Source organism: Streptococcus porcorum, from assembly GCF_053203725.1.
In genome coordinates, this window is the sequence record NZ_JBRUDG010000023.1 from 1 (window position 1) to 21,477 (window position 21,477).

A 21,477-nucleotide genomic window follows, 5' to 3' on the forward strand; every position below is an offset into this window, starting at 1 on the left:
CATATGAACCCTTTCTAATGTGAGTTTCGTCGCTTTTCATTATAGGTCATATGGGACCTTTTTCTATATTCAAAAAGGCTCCATAATTTCCACGGTGTTCTTACCCACTACAGAAATTATAGAGCCTGTTTAGCAAAGTAGTTTCTACTGACTACAGTTTTAGGCTTGTTTTAAAGCTACAAAAAGAGAAGACCAAGTGGTCTTCTCTAGATAGTTAGTATCCATCTAACTCGTTAATTAAGTATCAGTTGTCCTACTAATTCGGTAAGGTTATTAATTATTTTTTTTGCTTTTGATTGATCGATGCCAAAATGGATATCTTTAATGGCATAAACATCAATCTGAGCATTGACTGCAGCTGAAATCCCTTTTTCACTATCTTCAATAATTAGACACTCCTCTTTTTTCACTCCTAATAGTTTTGCGGCAGTATTGTAGATTTCAGGGTTAGGTTTAGTTTCTGGGAATTCTTCACCGGATAAAATAATATCAAAATAATCGGTTAAGTGTGTCTCAGACAGGGCTTTTAAGATGTCATATTTACTTGAGCTAGAGGCCAATCCGATCTTGTATCCTTCTGTGTGAGCCCAGTGTAAAGTCTGTCTAACATCGTTAAAAATAAGATAACGGTATGGAAGGGGATGTTTCTTTTTGTAATCAATGTATTCTTTTTGAAGGGCATCGATATTCCACTTGTCGTAATCATCGCGTAAAATATGTTGCCAAACTTGTTGCATGTTACCACCGATAAAAAAGGTTGGTGGAAGATGTATAATACTAATTCCTTTTTGGTCAAGAAATTCTTTCCTACGGTCGTAGTAAAATTTCTCAGTATCAAATAAAACACCATCCATGTCAAAAATAATTGCTTTATAAGTCATATTTTTATTTTAACACAAATTATCATCTTTATAAAGAAAAGCCAGCTCAAATAAAACAGGAGTGGTGTTATGGCTTTACTGAAGAAAAGTGAAAGTGTCGGAGGTATAGAAAAATACTTGCTGACATATTGTCAGAATTTTGCTATAATTTACATATTATTTATTTTAGGAGTGCTTATGAAAGTTGTGAAATTTGGAGGTAGTTCTTTAGCCTCTGCGACTCAATTGCAAAAGGTATTAGATATTGTTCAATCTGATTCTGATCGTCGTTTTATTGTGGTTTCTGCGCCTGGAAAGCGTTCTCTTGAGGACACTAAAGTGACTGATGCCTTAATCAAGTATTATAAAGCTTATACATCCGAAAAAGATGTCACAGAACATCAAGAATGGATTATTAAACGTTATCAGTCTATTATTGATGAATTAGATTTAGGGGCTAAGATTTTAGAGAAAATTTCAACTGCGATTATTGAATTGGCTAGTTTGCCTATTGAACATAACGATTTTTTGTATGATGCTTTCTTAGCCGCAGGAGAAGATAATAATGCAAAATTGATTGCAGAATATTTTAAGAAAAATGGTTTATCAGCTAAATATGTTCATCCTAGACAAGCTGGCCTATTTGTTACCAGTGAGCCTGGAAATGCACGTATCTTACCATCGAGCTATGATAAACTAGAGGAATTAATTGATAGTGATGAGATTTTAGTCATTCCTGGTTTCTTTGGTGTTACAATTGATGATCAAATTTGTACATTTTCTAGAGGTGGATCTGACATCACTGGCTCAATTGTTGCTGCAGGTGTCAAAGCCGATCTTTATGAGAATTTTACTGATGTTGATGGTATTTTTGCTGCTCACCCTGGGGTTGTTCACCACCCACACTCAATTCCTGAACTTACCTATCGTGAGATGCGAGAATTGGCTTATGCTGGTTTTTCAGTTTTGCATGATGAAGCCTTGATTCCTGCTTATCGTGGAAAAATTCCTTTGGTTATTAAAAACACGAATAATCCAACCCATCCTGGAACTCGTATTGTATTGGAGCATACTGGAGAAACGATTCCAGTTGTTGGTATTGCTGGTGATGATAAATTTGTTAGTATTAATATTTCTAAGTACTTGATGAACCGTGAAGTTGGTTTTGGTCGTAAAGTACTCCAAATTTTAGAAGAATTGAATATTAGATGGGAGCATATGCCAACAGGTATTGATGATATGTCAATCGTTCTTAGAGAGCGTGAGTTAACGCCGATTAAGGAACAAGAGATTATTTCTAGATTGACTAGAGATCTAGGGGTTGATGAACTTGAAATAGAACATGGTCTGTCTATTATTATGATTGTTGGGGAAAATATGAAGAGTCATATTGGTGTGACAGCAACTGCTACTAAAGCTTTATCAGATAAGCGAATCAATCTTGAGATGATTTCTCAGGGGTCAAGCGAAGTGTCTGTTATGTTTGTGATTAAGACAGAACAGGAAAAGGCGGCTATTAAAGCACTTTATGAAGCATTTTTCAATTAGTAAGCAAAAGAGTAAGTCGTGATACTTACTCTTTTCTTTTGGTTTTGAGGTATAAATATGTGGTATTGAGTGAAAAAATCTTCTAAAAATTTTGAGTAGAAAATCTAGTTCTATCAAGTGATTGACTCTATTAGTTAGATAGATGAAACTAAAATAAGCCTTGATTAAAAAATTTTTTAAGATATAATAGGTCTCAATAGTCGTAACCCTTTTATGACCCACTGGGAGAAATTGATGAACTTTCAAAATTTAATTTATACTGTTAATGACGGTATTGCTAAACTGACCTTCAATCGTCCTTTGGTTTCAAATGGATTTAATATTCCATTTTGTCAAGAAATTTTGGCAGTGCTAGATGAGGTCGAGGGTAATCAGCAAGTTCAACTACTCATTGTGGATGCTGTTGGCAAAGTCTTCTCAGTTGGTGGAGATTTAGCTGAAATGCAAAGAGCTGTGGATGAGGATGATATTGATTCTTTAGTAAAAATTGCAGAATTGGTCAATGTGATTTCATTTCGATTAAAAAAACTGCCAAAGCCCGTCATTATGAGTGTGGATGGTGCAGTAGCTGGAGCGGCCTTTAACATGGTTGTAGCAGCGGATTTTTGTATTGCTTCTGAGAAATCTCGTTTTATTCAAGCTTTTGTGAATGTTGGTTTGGCTCCAGATGCAGGGGGAATTTATTTATTGACACGTTCGATAGGGGTTAATCGTGCAACACAATTAACAATGACAGCAGATCCAGTTACGGCTGAGAAGGCTGTGGAGTATGGTTTTGTTTATCGCATGTGTCCTTCTGAGAAATTAGACAAAACAGTAGAACGTCTTGTAACGAGATTACAGAGAGGATCTTTTAATTCTTATGCTGCTATCAAGCAGATGGTCTGGGAGAGTGAATTTTCACAGTGGGAACATTATACAGACCTTGAGTTAGATCTTCAAAAATCTTTAGCTTTTACAGATGATTTTAAAGAAGGTGTCAGATCCTATACTGAAAAACGCCGTCCAAAATTTGAAGGGAAATAGGTCTAATAGTTTGAAGATAAAATAATTTTATATTTAAATTATAGTCTAAAAGAGCTGATATTATGGGCTTTTGAGCTACTTTTTGGCTGTCAATCTCCTTTATTTTTTTGAAAATATCAGTATTTTACTTGCCAAAATGCATTTCTTTTGATAAACTTTGATAGTCAAAGTTTTATTTTAGGAGGTGTATCATGGACTATCATCAAATTAATAGCTATCTAGTTGATATTTTTAATCGAGTATTGATTGTGGAAGAAAATAGTTTGAGAACTAGTCGATTTAGTGAGGTATCTCTAAAAGAAATGCATACCATTGATATCATTGGTAAAACTGAAAATGTGACACCTAGTGATATTGCTCGTGAATTGATGTTGACACTTGGGACTGTTACGACTAGTTTAAATAAACTGGAGAAAAAGGGTTATATTGAGCGTACCAGGTCAAAAGTTGATCGACGAGTAGTGTACATTACTTTGACTAAAAAAGGCAAGCTTTTGTTCCGATTACATCAAAAATTCCATAAAAATATGGTTGCACAAATTGTGGATGAGATGGATGAAAGTGAAGTCTTGGCTCTTGAGAGAGGGCTAAAAAATCTTCATAGCTTTCTTGAGAGGTTAATGTAATGGTATATACAAAAATCAGTCAAGTAGCACATTATGTTCCCAAGCAGGTGGTAACGAATAATGACTTATCTCAAATCATGGATACGAGTGATGACTGGATAGCCAGTCGTACAGGTATTAGAGAACGTCGTATTTCTTACGATGAAAATACGAGTGATTTAGCCAGTCAAGTAGCACAAAAATTATTAGACAAGGCAAATCTAACACCAGAGGATCTAGATTTTATCATTGTCGCTACCATCACGCCAGATAGCATGATGCCATCAACGGCAGCTCTTGTTCAAGGGAAGATTGGTGCAACACAAGCATTTGCTTTTGATATGACTGCTGCCTGTAGTGGATTTGTTTTTGCTCTTGCAACGGCAGATAAATTTATTCAGTCAGGTCTCTATAAAAAAGGCATTGTAATCGGTGCTGAGGTCTTTTCAAAAAGTTTAGATTGGAATGATAGGTCAACTGCTGTTTTATTCGGAGATGGTGCTGGAGGCGTTCTGCTAGAAGCTAGTGATGATTGTCGCTTCTTAGCGGAATCACTGAATACAGATGGTTCTAGAGGAGGATTGGTATCTGGTCAAAAAGGTTTGATGTCTCCTTTTTCTAGACAAGAGGATGATTTATCGACTCAGTACATCAAAATGGATGGTCGTGCAATCTTTGATTTTGCCATTCGTGATGTTTCAAAAAGTATTTTGATGACCCTGTCTCAGAGTGGTATTGCTCATGAACAAATCGATTACTTTTTGTTACATCAGGCCAATATTCGTATTTTGGATAAAATGGCTAAGAAGATTGGTGTACCGAGAGAAAAGTTCCCTGCTAATTTGATGTCTTATGGTAATACAAGTGCAGCTAGTATTCCTATTTTGTTATCAGAATTGGTAGAAGATGGTACCATTCGCTTGGAAGGGTGTCAAACTGTATTGCTCTCAGGATTTGGTGGAGGCTTGACATGGGGCAATTTAATCGTTAAAATTTAGTTATCATGTGCTAAGCACAAATTTATAAAAATATTTAAGGAGTTTTAAAATGGCAGTATTTGAAAAGGTACAAGAAATTATTGTAGAAGAACTTGGTAAAGAAGCAGAAGAAGTTCAATTAACGACAACTTTTGATGATTTGGATGCGGATTCACTTGATGTCTTCCAAGTAATCTCAGAAATTGAGGATGCTTTTGATATCCAAATTGAAACTGAAGATGGACTTAATACTGTAGGTGACCTTGTTGCTTACGTTGAAGAAAAAACAAAATAATTGAGTAGAGAGTATTCTTTAGGATATTCTCTCTTCTTATAAGTTATAGTTTGATAGTCAAATTATTTAAATCTTAAACTAGAAAGCACAAGAAATGAAAACGCGTATAACAGAATTATTAGGTATTAAATATCCTATCTTCCAAGGTGGTATGGCTTGGGTAGCGGATGGTGATCTAGCAGGAGCTGTTTCCAAAGCTGGTGGTCTAGGTATTATTGGTGGCGGTAATGCGCCTAAAGAGGTTGTAAAGGCTAATATTGATAAAATTAAGTCAATGACAGATAAGCCATTTGGCGTTAATATTATGCTTTTATCACCTTTTGTTGATGATATTGTTGACTTGGTCATTGAAGTAGGTGTTAAAGTTGTTACTACTGGAGCGGGAAATCCTGGAAAATACATGCAACGTTTCCATGATGCAGGTATTACAGTGATTCCTGTTGTTCCTAGTGTTGCTTTAGCTAAGCGCATGGAAAAATTGGGTGTTGATGCTGTGATTACAGAAGGGATGGAGGCTGGCGGTCATATTGGAAAATTGACCACTATGACTTTGGCAAGACAAGTTGTTGATGCTGTTGATATTCCTGTTATTGTAGCAGGAGGAATCGCTGATGGATCGGGTGTTGCAGCAGCATTTATGCTAGGAGCTGAGGCAGTGCAAGTAGGGACACGATTTGTCGTGGCTAAAGAATCCAATGCTCATCAAGCTTATAAAGATAAGATTCTAAAAGCTAAAGATATTGATACAGTTGTGTCAGCATCAATTGTAGGGCATCCTGTACGTGCGATCAAAAATAAATTATCTAGTGCTTATGCAGCAGCAGAAAAAGATTTTCTAGCTGGTAAAATTAGTGCAGACGCGATTGAAGAATTAGGGGCTGGAGCTCTTCGTAACGCTGTTGTTGATGGAGATGTAGCTAATGGTTCTGTAATGGCTGGACAAATTGCTGGTTTAATTAAAAGAGAAGAATCTTGTGAAGAGATTTTAAAAGATCTTTATTATGGTGCGGCTGAAGTGATTAAAGAGCAAGCAAGCCGTTGGGCTAATGTAATTGAGGACTAGGAGATGAAAACAGCATTTTTATTTGCTGGCCAAGGGGCTCAAAAAGTGGGCATGGCTAGAGATTTATATGATCACTATCCTATTGTGAAGGAAACCTTTGATCAAGCCAGTCGATTATTGGGGTATGATTTACGTCAATTGATTGATGAAGATGAGGACAAATTACATCAAACACGTTTTACTCAACCTGCTATTCTCACGACATCTGTGGCCATCTATCGCTTACTGTTAGAAAAAGGGATTCGACCTGATATGGTAGCTGGTCTTTCTTTAGGAGAGTACTCAGCTTTGGTTGCTAGTGGTGCCTTATCTTTTGAAGAAGCGCTTCCTTTGGTGGCTAAGCGTGGTGAGTTTATGGAAATTGCTGCTCCAAAAGGGAGTGGTAAGATGGTAGCGGTGATGAATACAGCACCTGAGATTATTGAGGCAGCTTGTCAAAAAGCTAGCGTCAAAGGAATTGTAACACCAGCTAATTATAATACACCTGGGCAAATTGTTATTGGAGGAGAAGTTGCTGCGGTCAATGAAGCAGTGGAGCTTTTAAAATTAGAAGGTGTTAAACGTTTGATTCCTCTGAATGTGTCTGGTCCTTTCCATACGGCTTTACTTGAGTCGGCTAGTCAAGCTTTGGCTAAAGAATTAGAAATGACTTCATTTAAACCTTTTCAGATTCCTCTTGTTGGCAACACGGAAGCTGAGGTCATGTCAGATTTTGACATAAAAACATTATTGGCACGTCAAGTGAAAGAACCTGTTCGTTTTTATGAATCTATTGGCGTATTACAAGAAATGGGTGCTAGTCAATTTGTTGAAATTGGTCCAGGGAAGGTTTTATCAGGTTTTATTAAAAAAATTGATCCATCCGCTCAAATGGCGCAAGTAGAAGATTGTGAAAGTTTAGTAACATTTTTAGAACAGGAGAAAGGGTAATGGAAATCAACCAAAAAAATGTTTTTATAACAGGTTCAACTCGAGGGATCGGTCTTGCCATTGCCCATCGATTTGCAAGTCTGGGAGCTAATGTGGTATTGAATGGTCGATCAGAAGTCAGCTCAGATATTATTGAGCAATTTGCTCATTATGGTGTTAAAGTCATTGCCGTTTCAGGAGATGTTTCAGACGATACTGATGCCAAGCGAATGGTAGAGGAAGCTATCCAACAGCTAGGATCAGTTGATGTTTTAATCAATAATGCAGGGGTGACACGTGATAAGCTGATGTTAAAAATGACTGAGGAAGATTTTGAAGCTGTTCTCAAGATTAATTTAACAGGAGCATTTAATATGACACAATCGGTCTTGAAACCGATGACAAAAGCTAGAGAAGGTGCTATTATCAACATATCGAGTGTGGTTGGCTTAACTGGTAATATTGGTCAAGCAAATTATGCTGCTTCAAAGGCTGGTTTAATTGGTTTTACAAAATCTGTTGCGCGTGAGGTGGCTAGTAGAGGAATTCGTGTGAATGTTGTTGCACCAGGTTTTATTGAATCAGATATGACAGATGCTATTCCTGATAAGATGAAAGATGCAATGATAGCTCAGATTCCAATGAAGCGCATCGGAAAGCCAGAAGAAGTGGCTGAGTTAGTTGCTTATTTAGCTGGACAAGAATATTTGACAGGTCAAACGATTGCTATTGATGGTGGGATGACCATGTAATTCTATTGTCTAATGATGAACTAAAATAAGTTTTTGAGAGATTGAGGTAAAAAATGACAAATAAGCGAGTTGTTGTAACAGGATACGGTGTCACATCGCCAATCGGTAACACCCCAGAAGTATTTTGGAATAACCTAAAAGAAGGTCATATTGGAATCGGGCCGATTACACGTTTTGATTTAGAGGGTTACAATGTTCACAATGCAGGTGAAATCTCAGATTTTCCATTTGATAAATATTTTGTAAAAAAAGATACCAATCGTTATGATCAATATTCACTATATGCTTTATATGCTTCACTAGAAGCTGTTGAAAATGCTAAGCTAGATCTTGAGAATCTTGATCATGATCGCTTTGGCGTGATTGTTGCATCAGGAATTGGTGGAATCTACGAAATTGAAGATCAGGTCATTCGTCTTCATGAAAAAGGTGCCAAACGTGTTAAACCTATGACACTTCCTAAAGCTCTTCCAAATATGGCAGCAGGAAATGTAGCCATGAAAGTTGGTGCCAATGGTATATGTAAATCGGTTAATACAGCTTGTGCCTCATCCAATGATGCGATTGGTGAAGCATTTAGAACTATCAAGTTTGGACTTCAAGATGTCATGCTGGTTGGTGGATCTGAAAGTTCCATCACAAAATTTGCTATTGCTGGTTTCCAAGCTTTAACTGCTTTATCGACAACAGAAGATCCAAATCGTTCTTCTATTCCATTTGATAAGGATAGAAATGGATTTGTGATGGGAGAAGGATCAGGGATGTTGATGCTTGAAAGCTTGGAACATGCTCAAAAACGAGGGGCAACTATTTTAGCAGAAGTAGTAGGTTATGGTAATACTTGTGATGCTTATCATATGACATCTCCGCATCCAGAAGGATTAGGAGCCATTAAAGTGATGAAACTAGCAATTGATGAGGCTGGCATCTCTCCTAGTCAAGTTGATTATGTGAATGCTCACGGTACATCAACACCAGCTAATGAAAAAGGGGAAAGTGCTGCGATTGTTTCAGTATTTGGAAAAGATGTTCCAGTATCTTCAACCAAGTCATTCACAGGTCATTTATTAGGTGCTGCAGGCGCGGTTGAAGCTATTGCTACGATTGAAGCAATTCGACATGCCTATGTTCCTATGACAGCAGGAACAAAAGAGTTGTCAGATTATATTGAAGCAAATGTTGTCTATGGGCAAGGATTAGAAAAAGAACTAACTTATGCGATTTCAAATACTTTTGGTTTTGGTGGGCATAATGCAGTGGTCGCCTTTAAACGTTGGGAGGATGAAGCGTGAATATTACGGAAATTAAAGATTTGATGGCACAGTTTGACACATCAAGTCTCAGAGAATTTTCATATAAAACAAGTGAAGGAGAGTTGGTGTTCAGTAAAAACGACCGTCAAGTCGTCTCAGATACTCCAGCTGTTTCTCCCTCTACAGTAGCGCCTGTTCCAACCATTCAAGTTGAAGAATCTTCTTTGAATGAAACCATTAGTGAGACAGTTAGCGGAGAGGGTGAAGGTGATATTGTTGATAGTCCTCTTGTTGGGGTAGCTTATTTAGCACCAGCACCAGATAAAGCTAATTTTGTTTCTATTGGCGATACGGTAAAAAAAGGTCAGACACTTTTAATTATTGAAGCTATGAAAGTGATGAATGAAGTCCCAGCACCAAAAGATGGTACCATTACAGAAATTCTTGTGAATAATGAAGAAGTGGTTGATTTTGGAAAAGGATTGGTACGCATTAAATGATAGATATCCAAAAGATAAAAGAAGCCCTTCCACATCGTTATCCTATGCTTTTGGTTGATCGTGTGTTAGAGGTCTCAGAAGATGAAATTGTGGCGCTTAAAAATGTTACTATTAATGAGCCATTCTTTAATGGTCATTTCCCTGACTATCCAGTGATGCCTGGTGTTTTAATTATGGAAGCATTAGCTCAGACAGCAGGAGTTCTTGAATTATCTAAGGATGAAAACAAAGGAAAATTAGTTTTTTACGCTGGCATGGATAAGGTGAAGTTTAAAAAACAAGTTGTTCCAGGAGATCAGTTGGTGATGACGGCTAAATTTATTAAACGCCGTGGCTCTATTGCAGTGGTTGAAGCAAAAGCAGAGGTTGATGGTAAATTAGCAGCGAGTGGAATATTAACATTTGCTATTGGGAACTAGTTGGGCAAACCTAAGGGAGAAATAATGTTTAAGAAGCTATTGATTGCCAATCGTGGAGAAATTGCAGTTCGTATTATTCGTGCTGCTAGAGAATTGGGAATTGCAACTGTTGCAGTTTACTCAGAAGCAGATAAAGAAGCCCTACATGTCCTTTTAGCTGATGAAGCCATTTGTATCGGACCAGCGCGCTCAACAGATTCTTATCTCAATATGAATGCTGTTTTATCTGCAGCGATTGTCACAGGAGCAGAAGCGATTCATCCAGGTTTTGGCTTTTTGAGTGAAAATTCTAAATTTGCAACCATGTGTGAAGAGATGAATCTTCAATTTATTGGTCCATCCGGTCAGGTAATGGATATGATGGGAGATAAAATCAATGCGCGTGCAGAGATGATTAAAGCAGGTGTGCCAGTGATTCCAGGATCTGATGGTCAAGTGGAGACAGCTGAAGAAGCTCTTCAGATTGCAAATACGATTGGTTATCCTGTGATGTTAAAAGCCTCCGCAGGTGGAGGTGGTAAAGGAATCCGTAAAGTTGAAAAAGAGGCAGATCTTATTGCTGCCTTTGAATCTGCGTCACAAGAGGCACAAGCTGCCTTTGGAAACGGTGCCATGTATATTGAGAAGGTGATTTACCCTGCTCGACATATTGAAGTACAAATTTTAGGGGACCGTCATGGAAATATTGTGCATCTAGGTGAACGTGATTGCTCGCTACAGCGCCATAATCAAAAAGTTTTAGAAGAAAGTCCCTCTATTGCGATTGGAAAAACACTTCGTCAAGAGATGGGGAATGCTGCGGTACGTGCTGCTAAGGCTGTTCAGTATGAAAATGCTGGAACTATTGAGTTCTTACTGGATGAAAGCAGTGGTGAATTTTATTTCATGGAGATGAATACGCGTGTTCAAGTAGAGCATCCAGTAACAGAATTTGTGACAGGTGTGGATATTGTCAAAGAGCAAATTCGTATTGCTGCTGGTCAGGCTTTGAGTTTTAAACAAGAGGATGTGACGATCTCTGGTCATGCTATTGAGTGTCGTATTAATGCAGAAAATCCTGATTTTAATTTTGCACCAAGTCCAGGTACCATCACTGATTTGTATCTGCCTAGTGGGGGTGTTGGTGTCCGCGTTGATTCAGCCGTTTATACAGGCTATACCATCCCACCTTATTATGACAGCATGATTGCAAAAATTATTGTCCATGGTGATAACCGTTTTGATGCTTTGATGAAAATGCAACGGGCTTTGTATGAGCTAGATATTGAAGGTGTTAAAACAAATGCAGATTTTCAATTTGATCTTATCTCTAATCCTAATGTTGTGGCGGGAGATTATGATACCTCTTTCTTGATGGAGACTTTCTTACCAAACTATAATAAAACTAAAGAATAGGAGTTAAGGTGGCTTTATTTAATAGAAAAGATAAGTACATTCGTATCAATCCTAATCGCTCAGTAAGGCAGCCAAAGCGTGAGGTTCCTGAAGTTCCAGATGAGTTGTTTGCCAAATGTCCTTCTTGTAAGGTCATGATTTACCAAAAAGATCTTGGAGTGGCCAAAATATGTCCTCAATGTTCTTATAATTTTAGAATTTCAGCTCAAGAACGTCTCTGTATTACAGTTGATGAAGGGAGTTTTGAGGAACTTTTTACAGGTATTCAAACCAAAAATCCCCTTGACTTTCCAAATTATGAAGAAAAGTTACGTTTAACTCAAGAAAAAACAGGTCTGGATGAGGCAGTTTTAACAGGTCGTGCAAGGATTAAGGGGAAAGAAACAGCATTGGCTATTATGGACTCCAATTTTATCATGGCTAGTATGGGGACCGTTGTTGGTGAAAAATTAACGCGTTTATTTGAATATGCGATATCAGAAAAATTACCTGTTGTTATTTTTACCGCCTCAGGTGGTGCAAGAATGCAAGAGGGAATTATGAGTTTGATGCAGATGGCAAAAGTTTCGGCAGCGGTTAAGCGACATTCTAATGCAGGCTTGTTTTACTTGGTGGTGCTAACAGATCCTACAACAGGGGGGGTTACTGCTAGCTTTGCTATGGAAGGAGATATCATCTTAGCTGAGCCACAGACACTGATTGGGTTTGCAGGACGTCGAGTGATAGAAACAACGGTTAGAGAAAATTTGCCAGATGAGTTTCAAAAGGCAGAATTTTTACTAGATCATGGTTTTGTTGATGCTATTGTAAAACGAACGGAATTACCAGAAACCATTGCGACACTACTAGGATTTCATGGAGGATGCTAATGAATGATGTTAGCTATATTTTAAAAGAAGCAAGAGATCAAGGGCGTTTAACCAGTCTTGATTATGCTAAGGCTATCTTTGATGATTTTATAGAACTACATGGGGATCGTAATTTTCGTGATGATGGTGCTATTATAGGTGGAATTGGGCGTCTAGATGGTCAGGCAGTGACAGTTATTGGGATTCAAAAAGGAAAAAACCTTCAAGATAATCTTAATCGTAATTTTGGTCAACCTCATCCTGAAGGGTATCGTAAAGCCTTACGCTTGATGAAACAAGCAGAGAAGTTTAATCGTCCTGTTGTTACCTTTATCAATACTGCAGGAGCTTATCCTGGTATTGGTGCCGAGGAGCGAGGACAAGGAGAAGCAATTGCTCGGAATTTACTAGAAATGAGTGATTTAAAGGTTCCTATTATTGCTATTATTATTGGTGAAGGTGGCTCTGGTGGGGCACTTGCCTTGGCTGTAGCAGATAAGGTTTGGATGTTAGAACATAGTATTTATGCCGTTTTAAGTCCTGAGGGATTTGCTTCTATTTTATGGAAAGATGGCACTCGAGCAGCGGAAGCAGCGGAATTGATGAAAATAACAGCAGGCGAACTTCTACGTATGGGAGTGATTGATAAGGTGATTCCTGAACGTGGCTATTTTTCATCTGAGGTGATTACCATGTTGAAATCAGATCTAATCGAAACTTTTAAGGAGTTACAAGCCTTAAGTGCAGAAGATTTAGTTGATGCGCGTTATCAAAGATTTAGAAAATATTGAGAGACTGGGATTTGAATCCAGTCTTTTTTGCTCTATTAAAACTCATGGTCGATGGTAATAAAAAACCAGACTGGCTTAATGAGCCAAATCTGGATGTTTACTTAATTAGGAGAGATGACAGAGATGCCTCCCATATATGGACGAAGTACTTCAGGAATTGTGACAGAACCATCTTCATTTTGATAGTTTTCAAGAATAGCAGCAACGGTACGGCCAACAGCAAGTCCTGAACCGTTTAAGGTGTGAAGAAGTTTCACTTTACCATCAGCTTCATCTCGGTAGCGAATTTGAGCACGACGAGCTTGGAAATCTTCGGTGTTTGAGCAACTTGAGATTTCACGATAAGTGTTTTGGGCTGGAATCCACACTTCTAGATCGTAAGTTTTAGCAGCTGAAAAGCCCATATCTCCTGTACAGAGAGCTAAAACACGGTAAGGTAAGCCAAGTTTTTGAAGGATATTCTCTGCATTGGCAGTCATTTTTTCCAATTCTTCGTATGATTCTTCTGGTTTAGCAAATTTAACCATCTCAACTTTATGGAATTGGTGGAGTCGAATCAGACCACGTGTGTCACGCCCAGCAGATCCTGCTTCAGAACGAAATGATGGGCTCATAGCAGTAAAGTAGATAGGAAGCTCTTTACTGTCTAAAATTTCATTACGATAGTAGTTTGTTAGTGGGACTTCAGCTGTTGGGATAAGAACGAAGTTAGTTCCATCTAGCTCAAAAGTATCTTCTTTGAATTTTGGATACTGTCCTGTACCAAACATAGAGTCATGATTGACCATATAAGGTGTAATGATTTCTTGGTAGCCTTCTGCAATATGTTCATCCAACATGAAGTTGTAGAGAGCGCGCTCTAAACGAGCACCTAAGTTCTTATAAAAGAGGAAGCGGGCGCCTGTTACTTTTGCACCACGTTCCCAGTCCAAAATATCAAGGTCTTCTCCTAAGTCCCAGTGTGCTTTAGGTTCAAAGGTAAATTCACGAGGAGTTCCCCAACGACGAACTTCGACATTATCTTCCTCGTCAGCGCCGACAGGAACAGAATCGTGTGGTGTATTAGGAAGAATTGTGATGATTTGGTTGAGTTGCTCATCAATAGTAGCTAACTCAGTATCAATAGCTTTAATGTCAGCGGATAAGGTTTGCATGGCAGCAATTTGCTGACTAGCATCTTCTTTGTTACGTTTAGCTTGGGCAATAGCATCAGATGCAAGATTACGTTCAGCTTTAGCGCTCTCAGCTTTGACTAATAATTCACGACGTTTTTCATCAAGTGCTTTTAATTCTAGTAGTGTTTTCTCTTCAACACCACGAGTTGCTAATTTTTTAGCAACCGTATCAAAGTCACTGCGGATACGTTTAAGATCTAGCATAAAGTATACTACCTAGGGCTTTTTAGGATTTTGTTATAGCCCTGATTCCATTTTCTCTCGTAGGGGTAATGGAATCATCCTTTCTATTTTATATAAAAATAAGCACACTCAAGTTAGTTGCTGGAACGCTCATGCGCGGTTCCATCCAGCTTCACCTTAGTGCACTTAATGGTTATCATATTGTTAAATGAACGGTAGAATTTCACTCGTTTCCTTTACCTGCTCGCAGCAACCGCAGGCTTTCTGCAAAAGTAGCAGAGTTACTTATCCGTTTCTACTATTATACTAATTTTTTTCTTTTTTTGCAAACAGCTGTCCAATTTTTTGTAAGAGTGTAGGGAAACGAACAACCTTATCATTTCCAATAGCATCACGAGCAATCTTTAAAATTTTACCTGAGTCTTTAGAGGCAAAGAGAAACTTGCCACTATCTGTATAAACTTCAAAATGTCGGCTAACTTTTTTGCCACTAACGTTAGCTCCAATTTGAATGATAGTATTCCAAGGAATTTGAATGTAGCGCTCGACATTACTATCTGGATAAAATTCTAAGGCTTTATCACCAAGAAGAAATTTTCCGACCTTACCTCCTGCAGCGGTCATATAAGAAACCCCTGTTGTTTGTAGGCTAACTGTTTTATTGAGTGATTGTGCCATGTGTACTCCTTTCATTTTTATCTATTTTACCAAAAATACTAGGGGAACAAAAAGAGATTGGAGCATAAAGTTCCAATCTCTTTTAATTACATGATACCGAAGAAACGCGCTGCGATACCAACGATAAAGAGTGCAATAATAATAGTAATTGGTGATACTTTTTTCTTAAGCAACCACATACATAGGAAAGTTAGAAGAAGTCCCATCAAACCAGGAATAAGTGAGTCTAAGTTTTGTTGGAAAGTTGTCACTTTTTCAGGCGTTTGAGACAATCCTTGACCAACTTGTTCAAAGGCTTGACGAATACCTTCTCCACCTTCAGGGAGCTCATCCCAGTGGATATAAGCTTTTTCATCTAATTGTACAGATGAAACGTTGAAGGCAAAGTTGATAGATACCCAACGTTGTACCAGTGCAGCCAAGATAAACATCCCCAGGATAGAAGCTCCTTTGGTAACATCTTGTAGGATACCACCAGACATATCTTTAGTAATTTCAGAACCAGCTTTATAACCAAATTCTTGAGTGTACCATAAGAAAGCCATACGGATAGCATTCCATAGAACGAAGAAGAGGATAGGTCCCATGATATTACCACTAACAGCAAGTGAAGCACCCAGTGCACCAAGGATAGGACGTACTGTAAACCAGAATACTGGATCTCCGATACCAGCAAGAGGTCCCATCATCCCGATTTTAACCCCTTGGATAGCAGCATCATCAATTTCAGCTCCGTTTGCTTTTTCTTCTTCAAAAGCAAGAGTTACCCCCATAATAGGAGCAGCAACATATGGGTGTGTGTTAAAGAATTCCATATGGCGCTCAAGTGCAGCCGCTTGTTCTTCTTTAGTAGTATAGAGTTTTTTAATAGCTGGGATAAGTGCGTAGGCCCAACCCAAGTTTTGCATACGTTCATAGTTCCAAGAACCTTGAAGGAAGGTAGAACGCCACCAAACTTTTTTACGATCAGCTACTGAAAGTTGAATTTTTTCTGACATGATAGATCTCCCTTCTCTTAGTAATCTTCTAAAATGTCGCCGATTGGATCATTTGAAGCAGATCCACCGCCATTACCTGATCCACCTTTTTTAGAAAGATTGAGGTAGATAAGAGCGATGGCAACACCGATAGCACCAAGACCGATAAGGGTGATGTCACCGATAGCAGCAAATACAAAACCAAGTGCAAAGAATGGCCATACTTCACGAGTAGCCATCATGTTGATAACCATAGCATAACCTACGGCAACCACCATACCACCACCAACGTTCATACCACCAATCAACCAATCAGGCATTGCTTCAAGAGCTGATTGAACTGCTTCAGTAGGAATAGCAAGAAGAAGAGCTGCTGGGATGGCGATACGAAGACCTTGAAGAGCAAGTGCCATTAAGTGGAAACGTTCTACACCAGCAATATTTCCTTCTTTAGCCGCTTTATCTGCACCATGAACAAGTGAAACAGATACTGTACGAACAAGTGTTGTAAGGAAAAGACCTGCAACGGCAAGTGGAATAGCAACCCCTTGTGCCACACCGATAGCGTCACGTGAGAAGTCTCCACCTTTAATAAGGATAATAGCAGCTGCTACAGATGCTAGCGCAGCATCAGGAGCTACAGCAGCTCCGATATTAGCCCATCCAAGAGCGATTAATTGAAGTGATCCACCAAGCATAACTCCAGCTTCGAGGTGTCCTGTTACAAGACCGATAAGGGTACAGGCAATGATTGGTTGGTGGAATTGGAATTGGTCGAGGATACCTTCAAGACCTGCTAAGAAGGCAACAACAACGACCAAAATCGCAGAAATAATTGAAATATCTGACATGTTATGTAATCCTTTCGTTTTGGTAGATGAAAAATTTATTGAACGTTAGCTTTATTGATGAGTTCAAACAAGTCTTTTTTAGAGTCATTCGGTACTTTACGGACATCAAATTCGACACCTAAATCACGGAGTTTTTCAAAGGTTGCAACATCATCCTTATCCATAGAGAGAACGTTGTTGACCATTGTTTTTCCTGTGGAGTGTGCCATTGAGCCGACGTTTAGCTCTTTGATATCAACTCCACCTTCAATCGCTTCGAGGGCTTCTTGAGGTGTTTCAAAGAGAATGAGAGCATGTGTATTTCCAAAGCGAGGATCTTTTGAGACCTCAATCAATTTCTTAATTGGGACAACATTTGCTTTGACATTACCAGGAGCAGCTTGTTTAATCAGTTGCTTACGAAGATCATCTTTTGCGACAGAGTCTGAAGCCACAATGATACGGTCTGCTTTAGAAGCAGGTGTCCACCCTGTTGCAACCTGGCCATGTAAAAGACGTGTGTCGATACGGGCAAGATTGATTTTTAGCTTACCATCTCCAATAACTGTTCCTTCAGGGATAGCTCCTTGAGGTGCGGCAGTTTCTGTAGGGGCAGCACTAGCTTCTTCTGGTTGAAGTTCTTCAGGAAGGACTTTGATACCATCCTTAGCTTCTTTGATGATGTTTGCTGCGACTTGCTCTACACCAGCGTTGGCATCCATCATACGCTCAGTGTAAGCTTGAATCAGCATAGGTAAGTTGAGACCTGTGATGATGGCAAATTTTCGGTCAGGATTCTCTCCTGCGACACGGCTAGCTTGGTTAAATGGAGACCCACTCCAAAGGTCAGCTAGAACTAATACCTCATCATCAGCATCAAATGCAGCAATGGCAGTGTTGAACTTAGCATATAAATCATCAGGTCCTTCGCTTGGCATAAAAGTGACAACTTGTACTTTTTCTTGATCGCCAAAGATCATAGAACCAGATTGATGAATGCCAGCAGCAAATTCACCATGGCTTGCGATAACGATTCCGATACCCATTCTTGTTCTTCCTCCTTATTTAAATTTTTTCACTAGAATATCTAAAAATAATCTCCAGTCACCGATCAAGGCAATTCTTAGAGATCCCAATGAAAGATGAGAACAAAACAATTTTAAAGCGTTTTCAACTAAAAGTCAAGAAGTTTTGCAAATTATTTCATAAATTATCAAAATGATGACAGAAAAATAGACTTAATAAAGTTGGAAAAAGTCCCTTATTAAGCCTATTTCAGAGAAAAAAATAAAATATTAAAAATATTCTACAAAAACAACTTTTCTAATTGTTTGGCAACCCCATCTTGATTATTATCAAAATCTGTCATTTGGTCTGCGTAAGGAAGAAGGATCTTGTTAGCATTTTTCATAGCATAACCTACTTTGGCAAAAGCTAGCATCTCGGTGTCATTATGCTCGTCACCAAAGGCAATCAAATCATCTTGAGATTTATTTAAGGCTTTTAAGAGATAATGGAGTGCGTATGCTTTGTGGACTCCTTTAGGAGAGCATTCAAGAATATTAAGTGGCCCACCCCAAGAATCAACTTCGATAGCATCATTTAAGTGCTTTTTAATATCTAAAGCCAATTGGTATTTATCTTTAGCACGCGTTTGCATCAAAAGAGCATTAGGATCACGAGTAATTTTTTCTGGAATCAATACCATATTTGGTGTCACTTTCTTAACACCAAATAGTTCTGGTTTTATAGTATCTGGGTGATGGTTAGTGACGTAGAAATTTTTGCGGTATTCACTGGCAATGAAGTCCATCTCAAAACTTTTTTCGTGTTTTAGAACTTCAAAGAGATACTTCTTATCAATTTTGATGCTATGCTCCCATTCCCATTTTTTTTCAGGAATATGAGTCAGTGAGCCATTGAAATTAATCATAGGAGTTGTTAAGCCTAATATTTTGTAATATTCAATAGCCATGCGGTAAGGACGTCCCGTGGTAATAATGACGAGGTGTCCTTGTTCTTGGATTTTCTTAATGGTTTCGATAGTATAGTTAGAGATGGTATTATCACTTTGTAATAAGGTACCATCCAAGTCAATAGCAATTACTTTTTTTGTCATGGGCTTATTATATCAAAAATAAGGATGAAGATAAAGTTAGATGAAGTGTGTTATAATATCTATTAAAGAAAGGTTCGTTTAGGAGTAATTAAATATGAAGAAAAATTTATTGATTCATTTATTTTTTATGCTGATTTCAGCAAGTATTTTACGTTATAATTTGCAAGGACCAAACCTTATTTGGAATATGTTTTTAGCCTTAGTGGCACTAGATTTTGCAGTGATAGCGCATTGGAGTAAACAAGGGATTTTAAAGGTTATTGCGACAGGACTGTGGCTATTTTTTTATCCTAATACGTTTTATATGGTAACAGATATTGTACATATGCACTTTGCCAGCACCGTTTTGTGGCAAAGAGAGAGTATGATTTTATTTATGCTCTATGTGCCTAGTATCTTTTTTGGGGTTATGGCTGGTGTTGAAAGTGTTCGCTTAATTTTTGAAGCGTTTAAGCTGCAGTCTTATGTTTTACGATTGTTGGCCATTGGTGGCTTATCATTTATTTCGAGTTTTGCGATTCATATTGGACGTTATGCTAGATTAAATTCATGGGATATTTTTACTCGTCCGATGCTTGTTGTTAAGGAAATAGTAGAAGTGGTTTCGTGGGAGGCGCTACCTTTTATTTTAGGATTTACCTTTATCCAGATAATGGTCTTGGTATTTGCAGAGAAAGAATAAAAAAGGAGAAACATTCCTTGAAAAAGGAATGTTTTTTTTGTATAATTGAATAATGTTCGGAAAAAAGGAGAATCCAAATCAAATGGAAAAGTTTTTTAACTTAAAAGAGCATAATACCACAGTTCGTACAGAAATTTTTGCTGGTATTACTACTTTCTTTGCAATGTCGTACATTCTCTTTATCAACCCATCTATTTTGGGTGCAGCAGGGATGCCGACACAAGCTGTTTTTCTAGCAACGATTATTGCTAGTGTTATTTCAACCTTAATTATGGGACTCTTTGCTAATGTCCCTTATGCTTTAGCACCAGGTATGGGGTTAAATGCTTTCTTTACTTATACGGTTGTTTTTGGTTTAGGCTTTTCTTGGCAAGAAGCGCTAGCTATGGTCTTTATCTGTGGTTTGTTTAACATCTTTATCACAGTAACTAAGGTGCGTAAAAGCATTATTAAGGCCATACCAGTTAGTTTACAACATGCTATTGGTGGAGGGATCGGTGTTTTTGTTGCCTACCTAGGATTTAAAAATGCTAATTTAATTACCTTCTCAACCTCTGCAAGTAACATCATTACAGTCAATGGTGTCGCACCAGCAGATGCAACGGCAAAAACATTTGAAAATGGTGTGTCATCTGTTTTTGGTAATGGTGGTGTTGTCCCAGCTATTTCAACCTTTACGGATCCAAGTGTTTTACTGGCAGTCATTGGGTTAATTTTAACAGCATTTTTAGTCATTAAAAATGTTCGTGGTGGTATTCTTTTGGGGATTGTTGTGACGACATTGATCGGTATTCCTATGGGAGTAGTTGACCTATCAGCAATTGATTTTGCTAACAATCATATTGGTACAGGGTTTAAAGAGTTGGGGACAACTTTCCTTGCAGCCTTTGGCGGCATGAGCTCACTCTTTAGTGATTCTAGTCGTTTACCTCTTGTTTTGATGACGATTTTTGCCTTTAGTCTTTCAGATACCTTTGATACTCTAGGAACCTTTATTGGAACAGGCCGTAAAACAGGAATCTTCTCAGCAGAAGATGAAGCAGCACTTGAAAATAGCACAGGGTTTAATTCCAAGATGGACCGTGCTCTTTTCGCAGATGCGATTGGAACATCTATCGGTGCTATTTTTGGAACATCTAATACGACGACTTATGTTGAATCAGCAGCAGGTATCTCAGCTGGTGGACGTACTGGTTTAACAGCTGTTTCTACAGCAGTTTGTTTCCTACTTTCTATTCTTATCTTGCCATTCATTGGTGTTGTGCCAGCAGCGGCGACTGCACCAGCCTTAATCATTGTTGGTGTGATGATGGTATCTTCATTCCTAGATGTTGATTGGCAAAACTTTGAAGAAGCTCTTCCAGCTTTCTTTGCAGCCTTCTTTATGGCACTTTGCTACTCGATTTCATACGGGATTGCAGCCGCATTTATTTTCTATTGCTTGGTTAAAGTCGCTACTGGAAAATCTAAAGAGATTCATCCTATTTTGTGGGTGGCAACCGGTTTATTTATTTTAAACTTTGTTATCTTAGCCATCTTATAGGATGTTTGGAGAGAAGCTCAAGCTTCTCTTTTTTCCTTGCTTTCTTTTA

At 38.3% G+C, this 21,477-nt stretch carries 23 protein-coding genes; 16 read left to right on the forward strand and 7 right to left on the reverse strand.

Going from position 1 to position 21,477, the window contains the following annotated elements:
- Nucleotides 1-233 precede the first annotated feature (233 nt).
- On the reverse strand, nucleotides 234-881 hold the full coding sequence (locus tag ACVRWY_RS06645) for an HAD family hydrolase (protein WP_354369363.1): 648 nt from the start codon (nucleotides 879-881) through the stop codon (nucleotides 234-236).
- Nucleotides 882-1,058: 177 nt separating this feature from the next.
- Between ACVRWY_RS06645 and ACVRWY_RS06650 the strand changes: the two genes are divergently transcribed.
- The 14 genes from ACVRWY_RS06650 to ACVRWY_RS06715 all read left to right on the forward strand — a co-directional run bounded on the left by ACVRWY_RS06650 (nucleotide 1,059) and on the right by ACVRWY_RS06715 (nucleotide 13,241).
- A complete protein-coding gene (locus tag ACVRWY_RS06650; protein ID WP_354369365.1) occupies nucleotides 1,059-2,408 on the forward strand; it encodes an aspartate kinase in 1,350 nt (449 codons plus the stop codon).
- A gap of 234 nt (nucleotides 2,409-2,642) precedes the next feature.
- Nucleotides 2,643-3,434, forward strand: a complete 792-nt coding sequence (gene fabM / locus ACVRWY_RS06655) for a trans-2-decenoyl-ACP isomerase (protein WP_354369367.1) — start codon at nucleotides 2,643-2,645, stop codon at nucleotides 3,432-3,434.
- 191 nt (nucleotides 3,435-3,625) lie between these two features.
- A complete protein-coding gene (fabT, locus tag ACVRWY_RS06660) occupies nucleotides 3,626-4,060 on the forward strand; it encodes a fatty acid biosynthesis transcriptional regulator FabT (protein ID WP_354369369.1) in 435 nt (144 codons plus the stop codon).
- A complete protein-coding gene (locus ACVRWY_RS06665) occupies nucleotides 4,060-5,037 on the forward strand; it encodes a beta-ketoacyl-ACP synthase III (protein ID WP_354369371.1) in 978 nt (325 codons plus the stop codon). Before fabT ends, ACVRWY_RS06665 begins: the two co-directional genes overlap by 1 nt.
- A gap of 49 nt (nucleotides 5,038-5,086) precedes the next feature.
- Nucleotides 5,087-5,311 carry an acyl carrier protein gene (locus ACVRWY_RS06670; RefSeq protein WP_354369373.1) on the forward strand — a complete coding sequence of 75 codons (225 nt, stop codon included), beginning with the start codon at nucleotides 5,087-5,089 and terminating at the stop codon, nucleotides 5,309-5,311.
- Between the two features lie 94 nt (nucleotides 5,312-5,405).
- Nucleotides 5,406-6,374, forward strand: a complete 969-nt coding sequence (gene fabK, locus ACVRWY_RS06675) for an enoyl-[acyl-carrier-protein] reductase FabK (protein ID WP_354369375.1) — start codon at nucleotides 5,406-5,408, stop codon at nucleotides 6,372-6,374.
- A gap of 3 nt (nucleotides 6,375-6,377) precedes the next feature.
- On the forward strand, nucleotides 6,378-7,304 hold the full coding sequence (gene fabD, locus ACVRWY_RS06680) for an ACP S-malonyltransferase (protein WP_354369377.1): 927 nt from the start codon (nucleotides 6,378-6,380) through the stop codon (nucleotides 7,302-7,304).
- Nucleotides 7,304-8,035: a 3-oxoacyl-[acyl-carrier-protein] reductase gene (fabG, locus tag ACVRWY_RS06685; RefSeq protein WP_354369379.1), complete on the forward strand. Its 732-nt coding sequence runs from the start codon at nucleotides 7,304-7,306 to the stop codon at nucleotides 8,033-8,035. Before fabD ends, fabG begins: the two co-directional genes overlap by 1 nt.
- Nucleotides 8,036-8,088: 53 nt before the next feature.
- Nucleotides 8,089-9,327 carry a beta-ketoacyl-ACP synthase II gene (fabF, locus tag ACVRWY_RS06690; protein WP_354369381.1) on the forward strand — a complete coding sequence of 413 codons (1,239 nt, stop codon included), beginning with the start codon at nucleotides 8,089-8,091 and terminating at the stop codon, nucleotides 9,325-9,327.
- A complete protein-coding gene (accB, locus tag ACVRWY_RS06695) occupies nucleotides 9,324-9,788 on the forward strand; it encodes an acetyl-CoA carboxylase biotin carboxyl carrier protein (RefSeq protein ID WP_354369383.1) in 465 nt (154 codons plus the stop codon). The genes fabF and accB overlap by 4 nt, the downstream gene beginning before the upstream one ends.
- Nucleotides 9,785-10,207 carry a 3-hydroxyacyl-ACP dehydratase FabZ gene (gene fabZ, locus ACVRWY_RS06700; protein ID WP_354369385.1) on the forward strand — a complete coding sequence of 141 codons (423 nt, stop codon included), beginning with the start codon at nucleotides 9,785-9,787 and terminating at the stop codon, nucleotides 10,205-10,207. Before accB ends, fabZ begins: the two co-directional genes overlap by 4 nt.
- 24 nt (nucleotides 10,208-10,231) lie before the next feature.
- A complete protein-coding gene (locus ACVRWY_RS06705; protein ID WP_354369387.1) occupies nucleotides 10,232-11,602 on the forward strand; it encodes an acetyl-CoA carboxylase biotin carboxylase subunit in 1,371 nt (456 codons plus the stop codon).
- Between the two features lie 8 nt (nucleotides 11,603-11,610).
- Nucleotides 11,611-12,471: an acetyl-CoA carboxylase, carboxyltransferase subunit beta gene (accD, locus tag ACVRWY_RS06710; RefSeq protein ID WP_354369389.1), complete on the forward strand. Its 861-nt coding sequence runs from the start codon at nucleotides 11,611-11,613 to the stop codon at nucleotides 12,469-12,471.
- A complete protein-coding gene (locus ACVRWY_RS06715; RefSeq protein WP_354369391.1) occupies nucleotides 12,471-13,241 on the forward strand; it encodes an acetyl-CoA carboxylase carboxyl transferase subunit alpha in 771 nt (256 codons plus the stop codon). Before accD ends, ACVRWY_RS06715 begins: the two co-directional genes overlap by 1 nt.
- Before the next feature lie 101 nt (nucleotides 13,242-13,342).
- Here the strand turns inward: ACVRWY_RS06715 and serS are convergent, their stop codons facing one another.
- The 6 genes from serS to ACVRWY_RS06745 all read right to left on the reverse strand — a co-directional run bounded on the left by serS (nucleotide 13,343) and on the right by ACVRWY_RS06745 (nucleotide 19,203).
- Nucleotides 13,343-14,620, reverse strand: a complete 1,278-nt coding sequence (gene serS, locus ACVRWY_RS06720; RefSeq protein WP_354369393.1) for a serine--tRNA ligase — start codon at nucleotides 14,618-14,620, stop codon at nucleotides 13,343-13,345.
- Nucleotides 14,621-14,905: 285 nt separating this feature from the next.
- Nucleotides 14,906-15,277 carry a DUF956 family protein gene (locus ACVRWY_RS06725; RefSeq protein WP_354369395.1) on the reverse strand — a complete coding sequence of 124 codons (372 nt, stop codon included), beginning with the start codon at nucleotides 15,275-15,277 and terminating at the stop codon, nucleotides 14,906-14,908.
- A gap of 86 nt (nucleotides 15,278-15,363) precedes the next feature.
- Nucleotides 15,364-16,275 (reverse strand): PTS system mannose/fructose/sorbose family transporter subunit IID, encoded by a 912-nt coding sequence (locus ACVRWY_RS06730; RefSeq protein ID WP_354369397.1) that lies wholly within the window; start codon nucleotides 16,273-16,275, stop codon nucleotides 15,364-15,366.
- A 17-nt stretch (nucleotides 16,276-16,292) separates the two neighbouring features.
- Nucleotides 16,293-17,105, reverse strand: a complete 813-nt coding sequence (locus tag ACVRWY_RS06735) for a PTS mannose/fructose/sorbose transporter subunit IIC (RefSeq protein WP_354369399.1) — start codon at nucleotides 17,103-17,105, stop codon at nucleotides 16,293-16,295.
- A gap of 35 nt (nucleotides 17,106-17,140) precedes the next feature.
- Entirely contained in the window at nucleotides 17,141-18,130 is a 990-nt protein-coding gene (locus tag ACVRWY_RS06740) for a PTS sugar transporter subunit IIB (RefSeq protein WP_354369400.1), read from the reverse strand.
- A 260-nt stretch (nucleotides 18,131-18,390) separates the two neighbouring features.
- A complete protein-coding gene (locus ACVRWY_RS06745) occupies nucleotides 18,391-19,203 on the reverse strand; it encodes a Cof-type HAD-IIB family hydrolase (RefSeq protein ID WP_354369401.1) in 813 nt (270 codons plus the stop codon).
- 94 nt (nucleotides 19,204-19,297) lie between these two features.
- Here ACVRWY_RS06745 and ACVRWY_RS06750 point away from each other — a divergent pair, with 94 nt between their 5' ends.
- A complete protein-coding gene (locus tag ACVRWY_RS06750; RefSeq protein ID WP_354369402.1) occupies nucleotides 19,298-19,885 on the forward strand; it encodes a DUF1361 domain-containing protein in 588 nt (195 codons plus the stop codon).
- Between the two features lie 82 nt (nucleotides 19,886-19,967).
- Nucleotides 19,968-21,428, forward strand: a complete 1,461-nt coding sequence (locus ACVRWY_RS06755) for an NCS2 family permease (RefSeq protein ID WP_354369403.1) — start codon at nucleotides 19,968-19,970, stop codon at nucleotides 21,426-21,428.
- The last annotated feature ends 49 nt before the right edge of the window (nucleotides 21,429-21,477 follow it).

Coding starts and splice junctions, on each gene's coding strand:
- ACVRWY_RS06645 (WP_354369363.1), bottom strand. CDS start 881: ATGACTTATAAAGCAATTATTTTTGACATGGATGGTGTTTTATTTGAT.
- ACVRWY_RS06650 (WP_354369365.1), top strand. CDS start 1,059: ATGAAAGTTGTGAAATTTGGAGGTAGTTCTTTAGCCTCTGCGACTCAA.
- fabM (WP_354369367.1), top strand. CDS start 2,643: ATGAACTTTCAAAATTTAATTTATACTGTTAATGACGGTATTGCTAAA.
- fabT (WP_354369369.1), top strand. CDS start 3,626: ATGGACTATCATCAAATTAATAGCTATCTAGTTGATATTTTTAATCGA.
- ACVRWY_RS06665 (WP_354369371.1), top strand. CDS start 4,060: ATGGTATATACAAAAATCAGTCAAGTAGCACATTATGTTCCCAAGCAG.
- ACVRWY_RS06670 (WP_354369373.1), top strand. CDS start 5,087: ATGGCAGTATTTGAAAAGGTACAAGAAATTATTGTAGAAGAACTTGGT.
- fabK (WP_354369375.1), top strand. CDS start 5,406: ATGAAAACGCGTATAACAGAATTATTAGGTATTAAATATCCTATCTTC.
- fabD (WP_354369377.1), top strand. CDS start 6,378: ATGAAAACAGCATTTTTATTTGCTGGCCAAGGGGCTCAAAAAGTGGGC.
- fabG (WP_354369379.1), top strand. CDS start 7,304: ATGGAAATCAACCAAAAAAATGTTTTTATAACAGGTTCAACTCGAGGG.
- fabF (WP_354369381.1), top strand. CDS start 8,089: ATGACAAATAAGCGAGTTGTTGTAACAGGATACGGTGTCACATCGCCA.
- fabZ (WP_354369385.1), top strand. CDS start 9,785: ATGATAGATATCCAAAAGATAAAAGAAGCCCTTCCACATCGTTATCCT.
- ACVRWY_RS06705 (WP_354369387.1), top strand. CDS start 10,232: ATGTTTAAGAAGCTATTGATTGCCAATCGTGGAGAAATTGCAGTTCGT.
- ACVRWY_RS06715 (WP_354369391.1), top strand. CDS start 12,471: ATGAATGATGTTAGCTATATTTTAAAAGAAGCAAGAGATCAAGGGCGT.
- serS (WP_354369393.1), bottom strand. CDS start 14,620: ATGCTAGATCTTAAACGTATCCGCAGTGACTTTGATACGGTTGCTAAA.
- ACVRWY_RS06725 (WP_354369395.1), bottom strand. CDS start 15,277: ATGGCACAATCACTCAATAAAACAGTTAGCCTACAAACAACAGGGGTT.
- ACVRWY_RS06730 (WP_354369397.1), bottom strand. CDS start 16,275: ATGTCAGAAAAAATTCAACTTTCAGTAGCTGATCGTAAAAAAGTTTGG.
- ACVRWY_RS06735 (WP_354369399.1), bottom strand. CDS start 17,105: ATGTCAGATATTTCAATTATTTCTGCGATTTTGGTCGTTGTTGTTGCC.
- ACVRWY_RS06740 (WP_354369400.1), bottom strand. CDS start 18,130: ATGGGTATCGGAATCGTTATCGCAAGCCATGGTGAATTTGCTGCTGGC.
- ACVRWY_RS06745 (WP_354369401.1), bottom strand. CDS start 19,203: ATGACAAAAAAAGTAATTGCTATTGACTTGGATGGTACCTTATTACAA.
- ACVRWY_RS06750 (WP_354369402.1), top strand. CDS start 19,298: ATGAAGAAAAATTTATTGATTCATTTATTTTTTATGCTGATTTCAGCA.
- ACVRWY_RS06755 (WP_354369403.1), top strand. CDS start 19,968: ATGGAAAAGTTTTTTAACTTAAAAGAGCATAATACCACAGTTCGTACA.